Origin of the sequence: Bremerella alba (assembly GCF_013618625.1) — a bacterium.
In the GTDB taxonomy this organism is placed as follows: domain Bacteria; phylum Planctomycetota; class Planctomycetia; order Pirellulales; family Pirellulaceae; genus Bremerella; species Bremerella alba.
In genome coordinates this window covers 654,364-666,234 of sequence record NZ_JABRWO010000001.1, presented here as the reverse complement: position 1 = coordinate 666,234, position 11,871 = coordinate 654,364, and the positions used below count along the sequence as shown (strand labels likewise).

General features: G+C 56.2%; 9 protein-coding genes. 5 read left to right on the top strand and 4 right to left on the bottom strand.

What is annotated here, in order from left to right; translation table 11 throughout:
• Positions 1-86 precede the first annotated feature (86 nt).
• A complete protein-coding gene (locus HOV93_RS02630) occupies positions 87-1,211 on the bottom strand; it encodes a hypothetical protein (RefSeq protein ID WP_207394873.1) in 1,125 nt (374 codons plus the stop codon).
• 334 nt (positions 1,212-1,545) lie between these two features.
• Here HOV93_RS02630 and HOV93_RS02625 point away from each other — a divergent pair, with 334 nt between their 5' ends.
• The gene (locus HOV93_RS02625) at positions 1,546-2,523 is read left to right on the top strand and encodes an aldo/keto reductase (protein WP_207394872.1); all 978 of its coding nucleotides are present in this window, start codon (positions 1,546-1,548) and stop codon (positions 2,521-2,523) included.
• Between the two features lie 6 nt (positions 2,524-2,529).
• Complete coding sequence (locus HOV93_RS02620; RefSeq protein ID WP_207394871.1) at positions 2,530-3,705, top strand: sodium:calcium antiporter; 1,176 nt, start codon at positions 2,530-2,532, stop codon at positions 3,703-3,705.
• A 72-nt stretch (positions 3,706-3,777) separates the two neighbouring features.
• Here HOV93_RS02620 and HOV93_RS02615 read toward each other — a convergent pair whose 3' ends face one another.
• On the bottom strand, positions 3,778-4,980 hold the full coding sequence (locus HOV93_RS02615) for an inositol-3-phosphate synthase (RefSeq protein WP_207394870.1): 1,203 nt from the start codon (positions 4,978-4,980) through the stop codon (positions 3,778-3,780).
• Between the two features lie 355 nt (positions 4,981-5,335).
• On the opposite strand from HOV93_RS02615, the gene HOV93_RS02610 reads away from it, so the two are divergent.
• Complete coding sequence (locus tag HOV93_RS02610) at positions 5,336-6,529, top strand: amino acid aminotransferase (RefSeq protein WP_207394869.1); 1,194 nt, start codon at positions 5,336-5,338, stop codon at positions 6,527-6,529.
• Positions 6,530-6,669: 140 nt separating this feature from the next.
• On the opposite strand, the gene HOV93_RS02605 is transcribed toward HOV93_RS02610, so the two are convergent.
• A complete protein-coding gene (locus HOV93_RS02605) occupies positions 6,670-8,262 on the bottom strand; it encodes a hypothetical protein (RefSeq protein WP_207394868.1) in 1,593 nt (530 codons plus the stop codon).
• A gap of 565 nt (positions 8,263-8,827) precedes the next feature.
• Between HOV93_RS02605 and HOV93_RS02600 the strand changes: the two genes are divergently transcribed.
• Both HOV93_RS02600 and HOV93_RS02595 read left to right on the top strand, forming a co-directional pair.
• Positions 8,828-9,118: a hypothetical protein gene (locus HOV93_RS02600; protein WP_207394867.1), complete on the top strand. Its 291-nt coding sequence runs from the start codon at positions 8,828-8,830 to the stop codon at positions 9,116-9,118.
• Between the two features lie 446 nt (positions 9,119-9,564).
• Positions 9,565-10,836, top strand: a complete 1,272-nt coding sequence (locus HOV93_RS02595) for a DEAD/DEAH box helicase (RefSeq protein ID WP_235989699.1) — start codon at positions 9,565-9,567, stop codon at positions 10,834-10,836.
• On the opposite strand, the gene HOV93_RS02590 is transcribed toward HOV93_RS02595, so the two are convergent.
• On the bottom strand, positions 10,833-11,870 hold the full coding sequence (locus HOV93_RS02590) for an extracellular solute-binding protein (protein WP_207394866.1): 1,038 nt from the start codon (positions 11,868-11,870) through the stop codon (positions 10,833-10,835). The genes HOV93_RS02595 and HOV93_RS02590 overlap by 4 nt on opposite strands.
• Position 11,871: the final 1 nt, after the last annotated feature.

The window sequence follows — 11,871 nt, the reverse complement described above, 5'->3', positions numbered from 1 at the left end:
AATGCGTCAACCGAAGGACCTGTATTCTTCCTATCGGGTGACTCAGAGATAAATCTCTGAGCAACCCATTGTTTTAAATCAGAACTCTAACTGCCCAGGTTCACTTCCAGACCCGTCAGCTGCGATTCCAATTCGTCGGCACCTTTCTGCGAAGCGCCCGTTTGCCAGAGATAAAGGTTCTTCAGGCTGGTCACATTCGCCAAGACATCAATTCCCTGGTCGGTGACCTTCGTGCCGTAGAGATTCAGGTATTGCAGGCCTGTGTGCGGCACCAGGTAAATGAGTGCGGCGTCGGTCACGCCTGTTTTGGCCAGATTCAAGCGCTGAAGTTTAGGCAAACCGACCAACTGCTTGACCCCTTCGTCGGTAATGTCCGTTCCCTGGGCATTGATCTCCACCACATTTCGCAGCTTGCGAACTAACGCCAACGCCTTGTCGTCGATTGGCTTATCGCTCAGATGAAACGAGACGACCTTCTCGTCCGAGTTTTGCGCCAGCAAGTTAACACGGCCGCCACGGGCCGCGATCTGCTTGATCGCTTCCTCTTCGGTGGCGTCGTCTACCGGGGCCAGGGGATGAGCTTCGACGATCTCGATGACCTTCAGCTGGGTCTTGATCGCATTGGCCATGTCTTTACGAAGTGCGGTCGAGAGTTCCGCTTTGACTTCTTTTCGGATGTCCGCTTTCAATTTGTTGAGCGCCGCTTGATCGAGAACCAGGCCCGTAGCTTTGTCGCTGGTCGTTTCCGCTGGCATGGGTTCTGGGGCGGGTTCTGGTTTCGGCTCGGCTTTAGCGATCTCGAATGGCAATTTGCCAGCACTGATGTTCGCGGCGAAGGTCGGGGACTTTTCATCGTCCTTGTTGACCTTCATGGTCTTTACTTTTTCGAGCGCGGCGACCACTTCTGCCGTGGCTTTGTCCTTCTCTTTTTCCAGGCGGTCTTTACTGAATTTAGCCTTGTCGAGAAGCTCGTCGAGCGCTGCCCCGTAGGCGTTGCGTTCTTTCTTGCTTTGACCGTCGATGTGGCACACGTTGCACTTCGATTCGGTGGCCGTCGCAGCAAACTTCTTCGCTGGCTCTTCCTTCGGATCGGCCGGGACGACCTTCTCGTTGAAGACTTCCCAGAAGAACGGAACGGCATACGCAGGCTGGGCGACGTAAGCGAGGCCTACCAAAGCAAAGCAAGCGGACAAAACAATTCGGGAAAACATGGGCTACCTCGTCGTGTGACGTTTGGCGATGGGATCGACATCGGGAAGGGCCGCACCCTTCGAGCGAGACGCTCTCCGAGTTTTGGCAATTTGGGCGAGATATTACGATTTTGGCTCGTAAAACGCCAAGATGCAAGCCGGAGTGCGAATTCCCGGCAAAGTCGCAATCGAACGAAGGATTGTTACGCGGGTCGTGCGAGTTCTCGATGAAGTTCGCGGGTTCATCCGCAGAAGTTATCCCACCCTGACAATCCCTTTCGATCTTCGCCGACAGGGGCATTTGATTGTGTTATAGTGGCCCACGCTCAACGATCCTTTCCTCTAGGCTGGCCCCATGACCTCGCAGACGCTTAATACCGGTTCCCCTATGCCCATGCTGGGACTGGGTACTTGGAAGATCGACAAGTTACACTGCGCCGATGTGATTGTCGCCGCAGGCAAAGCCGGGTATCGCCATTTCGATTGCGCCTGTGATTACGGAAACGAAATAGAGGTCGGCCAGGGTATTCAGCAAATCATCAACGAGGGAATCGCCACGCGAGAAGAATTGTGGATTACCTCGAAGCTGTGGAACACCTACCACGCGAAAGAGCACGTGCGGCCGGCGTGCGAGAAAACGCTGAGCGATCTGGGGCTCGATTATGTCGACTTGTATCTGGTTCACTTCCCGATCGCGCTGAAGTTCGTGGCGTTCGAAGATCGCTATCCGCCGGAGTGGGTTCACGACCCTAAGGCCGAGAAGCCAGGACTGGTGACCGAGCCGGTTCCGATTCGCGAAACATGGACGGCGATGGAGTCCCTCGTCGATGCCGGCCTGACGAAGAATATCGGCATCTGCAACTTCGGTGTGTCGCTCATTCGGGACTTGCTTTCCTACGCAAAAATTCGCCCGAGCGTGCTTCAGGTGGAACTGCATCCGCGACTCGCGCAGGAAAAGCTGCTGCGTTTCTGCGCCCAGGAAAATATCGCGGTGACTGCGTTCTCTTCGTTCGGCCCCAGTTCTTACTATCAACTAGGAATGGCAGACGAAAGCGAATCGTTGATCGATCACGAGATCGTCCAAGGCATCGCGCATGAAACTGAGAAGACGCCTGGTCAGGTCTTGCTACGATGGGCCGTGCAGCGCGGGACGATCGTCATTCCCAAGGCGAGTTCCGAACAACATTTGCAGGAAAACTCGGCAATATTTGACTTCGATTTGACGAAAGACCAGATGACCAGGCTGTCGGCATTGAACCAGAATCGCCGCTTCAACGACCCTGGCGATTTTTGTGAGGCGGCCTTTAATACCTTCTTTCCCATTTATGAATAGAGAACCATGGGCGGCGAACTGGCAACGTTAAGCTTGATCTTTCTGGGACTCGCCATCGTCATTGTCTTTGCAGGCAATTTCATGGCCAAGGCCGCCGATGTGATTGGCGAGAAGTCAGGCATGGGGGCCTCGCTGGCCGGCCTGGTGCTGTTAGCGGCGGCAACCAGTTTGCCGGAGTTTGCAATCAATATCAACGCGGTTCGTCTGCCCGATAGCACCCAGGGGGTCGACTTGGCGCTGGGCAACGTGCTGGGAAGTTCGCTATTTAATCTTCTGATTCTGGGAATCGTCGACTTAATCTTTCACTCGAAGGCCCGGATGTTTTCGTCCGTTTCATCGGCCCATGCCTTGTCGGCGATGGTCAGTATGGCGCTGATCGCCATCGTGGTGCTGTTCCTTTTGCTGGAACGCGACGGCGTAGGCATTCCGCTCCATTTCTGGCATATGGGCATCGGGACGATCGCGTGCGGCGTGTTTTATCTCTTCTCGATCCGACTGATCTATCTCGATCAGCATATGGCTGCAAAGCTGGAGGAGGAGAAGCAGAGCCCCGAGGAAGAACCGGCTAAGCAGGGAATGTCGTTGGCCGTGGCGATTGGCATTTATCTGGCCACGACCGTCGTCATTTTCATCGCGGCTGCTTATCTCGCACCGACGGCCGATCGCATTGCGGAAATTACCGGCCTGGGCGGAACGTTTATCGGCAGCACGCTGCTCGCGCTTACGACCAGCCTGCCTGAGTTCGTCACCACGATTGTGGCGGTTCGTATTGGCGCGGCCGATATGGCAATCGGCAACATCCTTGGCAGCAACACGTTTAACATTGCGATCCTTCTGCCGGTCGATGCGATCTACACCCAAGGCTCGCTGCTGGCCGATGCCAGCCCAGTGCACGCGATGACAGGCGTGGCGGTTATTCTGCTGACGTGCGTAGCGACAATGGGCATCCTGTACCGGGCCGAAAAGAAGTACTCGATCATCGAGCCCGACGCCTTGCTGGTGGTGCTATTAAGCCTGATGTCGATTTGGGGCATCTACCAGCTAACCCGTCCCACAGGCGAACCAGAAATGAAAGAGGAACCCAAGGTCGAGGAGGTCTCGTACCAGAGATTCCACGAAGGGGGCGAGCAGTGCAGCGAATCGCACCAAATGCGGCATTCACCCTCAAAAGATTGGTACTAAGTTCTTAAGTTCTCTACCAGGGGCTTCGCGCCCCTGGCTATTATCTACCGCCCTTACAGGGCTTTAGAGTCGTTAGCTCTTAATCGACTCCGTCCATGCTTCGAGCATCTGAAACTGCTTGGCGAAGTCGTTTTCTTCGGTCCCCAGTGGCGACTTGAAGAAGCACGAGAGTTGCGGTTGCAGGCCGGTGCATCCCTGGCGTTTGGCCAAGTCGCCGAAGCGGGCCAGGTCGATCACCAACGGGGCGGCCAGCAGTGAGTCGGCTCCTTGCCAGATGAACTGCATGACCATCGGCGTGCCCAAAAAGCCTTGGAAGTGGATGTGATCCCAGGCCGTCTTCCAGTCTCCCATGCTGTCGATGTTTTCGATGGTGACTAGCGTTTGCGGCGTGTAGCCGAAGATCTTGCTGAGCAGGCGATCTTTGCTGACCGCTTTGGTCTTCTTGTTCTCTGGATCGTCTAGCACCTTGGCGTCCATGTTGCCAAAGATGTTGTGCCCGACCCAACTCATCACTTTGAAGTTACGGTTAGCAAACATGGGGGCGAGCGTGCTTTTCAGGAGCGTTTCGCCTGTCTTGCCGTCGTGCCCCATGTGACAGGTACTGTTCGACTTGGCCAGGTCGTCCAGGGCATCAATCGCCGTGCCCAGCGATGGCGTGAAGTTGATGAACGGGTAACCGAGTTCCAGCGCCATAATGCCATACAGCGAACTGGCTGGCAGCTTGCAATCGCTGGTCGATAGCTGCGACTCAAGCTCTTTCCAGGTCTTCGGGAACAACTCGCCATCGACCGAGGGCTCGGTCGAAGAGACGTTCACCACAACCACATTGTCCAGGCTGTTGGCTTTTGCAAAGTCGGCGATATGCCCCTTCAAACGATCAACCGCTTCGCGAGGCGTTTCTTGAAGTGCTTGCAACTTGGCGTGGGCGAACTCGGTGATCTTCTTGCCGGCGTTATATAGCGTGCCGTCGTGAATGTTGGCATCGAGCGAGGTCAGGTCGTCCTTGAGCTTTTCAACCAGCCGGCCGTCGATGGCCCGGCTCTCGAAGACCATCTTGTAGGCTTCGTCGAGCAAGCTGACGTCGCGAATATCGTGGCCGCCGATGACGATGTTATTCCAGTCGGCCAAATCCAAATGATCAAACTGCTTTAGTTCGCTGACCAGGCCGACGTTCTCGGTCAGGCCCTTCTTCAGCGCGAGCAGTCCAACAATGGTGGTGGTGGCGACGCCGCCTTTAGCGCCAATCAGCCAGATCCCGGTGCGCGAGCCTGCCATCTTTGAGTTTCTTTCCAATCGAGAGGCAAATAATCAATTCTTCGCGCTGCCTATGAATGACCTGGCAATAATGGAGCGTCATCGGGCCGCATGGGCTCGTTGATTCGCTACGACCAGTTCCACAAATTCAGGAGGGAACAAACCAGGCAGGCATCGCGAGGAAGGGTGAAGCTTACCATTATGATCGGTTTGGGCTGGAAATTCACCCCGTTAAAGGGGCAGGTCGGCGAAGAATCGGCTGCATTTTTTCATGTTTGGTACTTTTCGGACGCCTTGGCGAACTTTTAGACGGCCCTGGCATCTCGTAAAATGAACGCGTTTGGTTGCTTCTGCCCCTTTTACCCCATGGAAGAGTATGTTCCAGCACGTCGAAACGGCTCCCCCTGACGCAATCTTGGGTCTTAATGAAGCCTTCCGCAACGATCCAAGCCCCGAAAAGATCAACCTGAGCGTGGGCGTTTACAAAGACGAAAAAGGGGGAACGCCGGTCCTTAAGTGCGTGAAGGAAGCCGAGAAACGCTTGCTGGAGACGGAGAGCACCAAAAGCTACCTGCCAATCGATGGTCGGGCCAGCTACAACAGCGCCGTCCGATCGTTGCTCTTTGGCACCGAGCATGAAGTGGTCACCACCAATCGTGCGGTCACCGTGCAAACGCCCGGCGGTACCGGTGCGCTGCGTGTGGCCGGCGACTTCATTGCGGCCAACTTCCCCGGTGCGTCGTTGTGGCTCAGCCAACCTACCTGGCCTAACCACCCCAATATCTTCACGGCCGCTGGCGTTCCGTTGAAAACGTATGCCTACTTCAACAAGGCGACCAATGGTCTCGATTTCGACGGCATGCTCAGCGCTTTGAAGGGGGCCGACAAGGGAGACGTGGTCCTGCTGCATGGCTGCTGCCACAACCCGACCGGCATCGATCCGACGCCCCAGCAGTGGAAAACAATCGCCGACCTGATCCAGGAAAAAGAACTACTGCCGCTGCTGGACTTCGCCTACCAAGGCTTCGGCGAAGGTCTCAGCGAAGACGCATCCGGCCTCCGCGAGATTGCCCGGTCTGGGCAAGAGATGCTCATCTGCAGCAGTTTTAGCAAGAATTTCGGCTTGTATAACGAACGTGTAGGTGCCTTGACGGCGGTTGCCCCTGGCCAGGCGGAAGCTATCGCAGTGCTGAGCCAGATGAAGAAGGTGATCCGCTCGAACTACTCGAACCCGCCCACGCATGGTGCTGCGGTTGTCGAGACGGTTCTCACCGACGATTCGCTCCGCACGATGTGGGAAGAAGAGCTGGCCCACATGCGTAATCGCATCAACGGCATTCGCAAGCTGTTTGTCGACAAGATCTCGGCCTGCGGCATCGACCAGGATTTTTCCTTCATCCAGCAGCAGAACGGCATGTTCAGCTTCTCAGGCCTAAACCAGATGCAGGTCGACCAACTCCGCAGCGAGATGAGCATTTACATCGTCGGTTCCGGTCGCATCAACGTGGCTGGCATCAGCGAAGCCAACGTCGACCGCCTCTGTGAAGGCATCAAGAAGGTGACGAGCTAGATCATCTTGTTCCCTCTCCCTTCCCAAGGGAGAGGGAACAAGTGAGGGTTGAAGAAGCAGGTACCGGGTTCGCCCCAAACCCTCTCCCCGCAGGGGCGAGGGGACCAGAGAAAAGTACTGCCGCGACTGCAAAGAGGACCCTACTCGGCTTCTTCCTTGTCCCCCAAGCTCTCGTGCAGCGAGACCCACTCAGGTCGATCTTTGTTAAAAGCCTGTAAATATTCGCGGCCAGCGTGGATGTAGTACGCTTCGCGGGGGCTGATGGGGTGTCGGCTTTCTCCGGCAGGGTAGAAGGTCGTGTTGCGGAGGTCTGCGATGGCTGTACCAGGCTGGCCGTCACGCCGGGTGGCCGCTATCAGCCGCACATCACCGAAGAAGAAGCCTAGCATGGCCGGTTGGGGCGTTTCGTAGCCTTCGCTGGCCACACGCTGCAGCAAACTGTTGGCCAGTTCGTGTTGATTGGGCTGCCACTTATCTGGCTCGACCTCGAAGACTTCCGGATGATCGGCCTGCCAGCCGGCAAATGCCGCGTAGATGTCCGGCAGTGGGAGCGAGCCCAGATCGACCGCGAAGCTTTGGATCACTGGTCCCACAATGCCCACGCTTTGAAATGTTCCGCCAGGCATGTGATAGGCGTACTGAATCAAGTGACATTGCTGAGCCTGTTCAAACCCAGGCCAGCCGAGCGTGCGGCTATCGACCTGCTGTACCTCATGCGGCGGCATGCCGAACTGCGTATCCATCGCCAACCACGCGGCGAGCTCTCCTTCGACTTGGGCTTGCTCGGTTTGATGCTCGGACGGAATCTTTGCGAGCATGTCCAGTTCTTCCGCCACGACCAGCACGCGGGGCCGGCAGACAGGCTCTCCGGCCAACTCGATCAGCAGCTCTTTGCCTTCTTCGTTGCCCAGTTTGGCCAAGGCAATGGCGGCGTCCGCGCGAAGTTTTCTATGTTTTAAGTCCAGTGCTGTCTTGAGTTTACCGACGGCCTTGTCATCGCCGATGAGGGCAAATGCATCGCAGATGGCCAATGCAATGGAGGTTGCCTCGGTGACGGCTACCTTAGCGGCGGCGAAGTCTTTGGCATCTTTGGGCGGCTCGGCTTCAAACTTGGAAAGCCGCGCGATCAAACCCGAGAATAGTTCGCCCAACGCATCGACGCGGTCGGATGCTGGGTGCTTGTCGACCATGCCTTGCCGGGTGACGTAGTTGGCCAGGTCCAACACCAACGAGGCGACCGAGAGATGCGACAGCGCTTCCAACAATTTTGGAAAAAGTGTCTCGGTCGGCAGATCGTCTTGGCGCAAAAGGGGAACAAAGGCAATTGCCGCAGCGTTGGAATTGGAAGGTGGTTGTTCAACGATCAACTCAGCGAACCTTTCGAGCGACGCCTCGCTGCCGGTAGCCGATAACAACGCGAGCAGTAGATGCCCCATGCGATGCGGCGTGCCCCACTTGCGATAGGCGGCGGCGATGCGATTGAGATCGTCCGCTTCGAGGTCTTCGACGTCGCGCAAGCGGATCGCCAGGAGGTTCAAAACGCGATCGAGAAAACGCCTTTGAGCGTCGGTAATCTCAGGCGGCACGGCCTCTAAAAACCGCAAAATACCCGAGAGTTCTAGCTCTTCGGCGCTCAGGATCCAGAGCAACGCTTCCTTATGGGCGACCAATCCTTCGAGTGTTTGATCTCCTTCCAGCCAGCCACTGAGGACGGCATTCAATCGATCCGACATGGACTTCACTTTCGCATAGATGAACGGCGGACAACAACCTGGTCCATCTACTAGTTTAAAGGGCAACGCGTCCTGTCGCGACCACCATCAACGCAGGATGCGGTGGTTCGCATCGGATCAGCGCGCGAAGGTGATAGGCAAGTATTTCCAGGAAGTGTGCCATGGGTGATGAAGTTTTTCTGAACAATTTCGATTCGAGGTTCGATAATTCACCTTGACGAAAGAAAGGCAAAGTTGATTCAATTTGCGAGATGTAGTTTTTCTGTCATTGCCTCACGTCGTTTAGGCAGTTTGGTGACGCGTTGAAGCGATGACATACTGAAAAACTCCGGCTTGAAAAATCCCGCGAGGATGCCGAGTCGAAAAGGGATACAGCGACCTGATCGCCATGGTCCCAATCGAATCTGCCATGCATTCGGACGGATGAAAATGGATGTTCAATCTCTTGCATGCGTGCGAGAGTTCGGCATAGCTGCCTAAGCAGATTCGAGAGGACTTTTGTGATGCCCCGAAAGTTCTTTCTATAAAAACCCCGGGCATAGAATCTTGAGGAGCCCACTTAACGATGGCAACCAAGAAGAAAGCTGCACCGAAGAAGACCGCCAAGAAAGCAACCACCAAAAAGGCTTCGCCTAAGAAGGCTGCTAAGAAGACGGTCAAAAAAGCTGCTGCCAAGAAGGCCTCCCCCAAGAAGGCCGCGAAGAAGACGGTAAAGAAGGCTGCCGCGAAGAAAGCTTCGCCTAAGAAGGCCGCCAAGAAGACCGCAGCACCTAAGAAAGCCGCTTCGCCTAAAAAAGCTGCTAAGAAAAGAACCACTAAGAAGACTGCCGCTGCTCCGGCAACTCCGGCCACCTAACGGCTGACGGCCGAGGTCCTTACTCGGCCGATCTGGTTTTTTTCGACGAGGTCCCCCCCGAGGTGGCCTGGCATATAACGACGAGAAAGGCCGGACCTTTGTCCCGTAGGATCTTCCTACGAGCTAGAGGTTCGGCCTATTTGTTTGCGCATACGGAACTTCTGAGGGGCACGCTCGATTGTCCTATCGCCGTTTGTACATTATCGTTAGGGCTTATTGTTTTAATGCAGAGCATGCGGTAGCAGCAGCTTATTGTTCCCAACCAGCGGCATAGCATCACCCGGTGCCGGCCCCGATGGAGCGATCGTTATCAATTAGCGGTCGCCCCCTTGGGGCTGACAAGTGGTAGCCATGCTCAGTCGGTTAGGACCTGCGATAGAAACCGCCGACGACACCAACGACGTCTTGCTCCTCCTTAGACGTCCTATCCAGAAACGGTCTGAGCCTTGTCGACCACTGAAGAATCCCCCGAAAAACGATTCACCGACCTCGATCTGTCCGAAAAGATGCTCGCGGCGCTAAAAGAGGCCCGTTACGAGGTCCCCTCGCCGATTCAAGCCGGGGTCATTCCGCTGGCCTTAGAAGGGAAAGATATCCTCGGTCAGGCCCGGACCGGTACCGGCAAGACGGCCGCGTTTGGTATCCCCATCATTGAAACGCTCCCTTCCGGAAAAGGGCCGCACGCGCTCATCCTGGTGCCTACCCGTGAATTGGCCGTCCAGGTACGTGACGAGATCGCCAAGCTTTCCAAAGGGATGAGCATTCAAACGGTCGCTATTTATGGCGGCAAGCCCATCAAAGGGCAAATGGACAAGCTCAAGCGAAACCCTGATATCGTGGTCGGAACCCCAGGCCGAGTCATCGATCATATGACCCGGAAATCGCTCTCGTTCGATAACCTGAGCGTGGTCGTGCTGGACGAAGCCGATCGAATGCTCGATATCGGTTTTCGGCCCGACATCGAGAAGATCTTGCGGCGCTGTCCCGAAGATCGCCAGACGATGCTGCTTAGTGCTACCGTGCCACCTCCGATCGAACGTCTGGCCACGCGTTACATGCACGATCCGGTGAAGGTCGACTTCTCACCGACAAACATCTCGGCCGACACGATCGAGCAGCATTACTTTACCGTCGATGGGCCCAAGAAGATGGAACTGCTGGTCCGGCTGCTTCGCCGCGAGCAGCCCACCAAGTGCATCGTCTTCTGCCGCACCAAACGCGGCACGGAAAAGCTTTTCCAACGCCTGCAGAAAAAGACCAAGATGGTCCGCTGCATCCACGGTGACTTGCAGCAAGGCGCCCGAAACCGCACCATCAGCGATTTTAAAGCCAACAAGTATCGCATCTTAATCGCCACCGACGTGGTGGGCCGCGGGATCGATATCTCGGACGTGACGCTGATTGTGAACTATGACGTGCCGGAATACTCCGATGACTACGTCCACCGCGTAGGCCGTACCGGTCGAATGGGCAAGGAAGGGGTCGCTTACACCTTTGTTACCCCTGAGGAAGGCAACCAGCTAACGCGGATCGAAATTCGGATCGATAAGCTGCTCATTCGCGACGAAATCGAAGGTTTCGATCCGTACGTCAAAACGTCGGTACAAACCGGACCGACCCACGCTCGCGATGTGGACGGTGCGCAGAAGGAAGCCGAAGAAGAGAAGAAAGAGCCACCCAAGAAGACGCCTCGTCGTCGCCACCGCCGGGCACTCTAGTTCGTTAAGATCTTCTCACGCAAAAACTCGGCGGCATTATCCCATTGGTCGACCGAGGCTTCCCAGTCGACCTCCATCGCCCGAATGGTCTTGGGGGACTCGACCTGAAGTGGGATATCCAATTGCGTGTTCAAGGGGATCTGGGCGCTGGGCCCACGCGCCAACGTGGTTTCCACTTCGGCTGAAAGTAGCGTATCGACCAGCTGCCGGGCGGCCTCGGGGTTGGGGCCACCTTGGATGATGGCCAACGTGTTGGGAATGAAGAGCGTTCCGAGCCCGTCGTCTGCTTGATCGGGATATACGATCGTGACCGGCCGCCCCGATTGAATTTCGACCATCGCATCGTCCGTGTCGGTCAGGCCGAAAGCGATTTCGCCACGGGAAACTGCCTGAGCGACTTGCTTGTTGCCTGGCAGCATCTTGGCGTAACTCTGCAGCTGCGTGAAGAACTCCTTGGCGCGATCTTCCCCCAGTTCTGCAAACAAGACAGCCGCATGGGTGGCCGTCGTGCCGAACATCGGCTTGGCGTAGCCTCCTTGGTCTTTCCACTTTTCATCTGCAAGATCAAAGACCGACGTGGGCCGTTTTCCTTCGGCGAGAAGGTCGGTATTCACAAGCAGAATGCGTGCCCGAGCCGCGAAGCCAAACCAGAAGCCGTTGGCCGAACGGAACGACGCAGGGTACTGGTCCTGGTGCTTGGGCTGATACGCAGCGAGAAGGCCCGCTTTCTGCAGCCGCAAGGTGTTGAGGATCTCGTTGTTCCAGAAGACATCGCATCGCGGACGATCTTTCTCGGCCAGCAACGCCTCGGTCAGGCCGACGGTCTTGTTGGCCTCGGTATCGTACTTGGCGACGACCTCCACGCCTGTTTGCTTGTGAAAGGTATCGAAGTGGCTCTCCGAGAACTCCTGATCGAGCGCCGTGTAGACGACAACCTCCTGCTGCGCCGCAGGTCGGCAAGCGGTCGCGGTCAGGCCCATCCAAAGGGAAAGGACGAGTAAAGACAGGCAGCTTCGCCGGGCAGGAACAAGCATT

What these genes read in the sequence shown, in the direction of transcription:
- HOV93_RS02620 (WP_207394871.1), top strand. Translation starts at nt 2,530, where the DNA reads ATGGGCGGCGAACTGGCAACGTTAAGCTTGATCTTTCTGGGACTCGCC.
- HOV93_RS02630 (WP_207394873.1), bottom strand. Translation starts at nt 1,211, where the DNA reads ATGTTTTCCCGAATTGTTTTGTCCGCTTGCTTTGCTTTGGTAGGCCTC.
- HOV93_RS02610 (WP_207394869.1), top strand. Translation starts at nt 5,336, where the DNA reads ATGTTCCAGCACGTCGAAACGGCTCCCCCTGACGCAATCTTGGGTCTT.
- HOV93_RS02615 (WP_207394870.1), bottom strand. Translation starts at nt 4,980, where the DNA reads ATGGCAGGCTCGCGCACCGGGATCTGGCTGATTGGCGCTAAAGGCGGC.
- HOV93_RS02625 (WP_207394872.1), top strand. Translation starts at nt 1,546, where the DNA reads ATGACCTCGCAGACGCTTAATACCGGTTCCCCTATGCCCATGCTGGGA.
- HOV93_RS02605 (WP_207394868.1), bottom strand. Translation starts at nt 8,262, where the DNA reads ATGTCGGATCGATTGAATGCCGTCCTCAGTGGCTGGCTGGAAGGAGAT.
- HOV93_RS02590 (WP_207394866.1), bottom strand. Translation starts at nt 11,870, where the DNA reads ATGCTTGTTCCTGCCCGGCGAAGCTGCCTGTCTTTACTCGTCCTTTCC.
- HOV93_RS02600 (WP_207394867.1), top strand. Translation starts at nt 8,828, where the DNA reads ATGGCAACCAAGAAGAAAGCTGCACCGAAGAAGACCGCCAAGAAAGCA.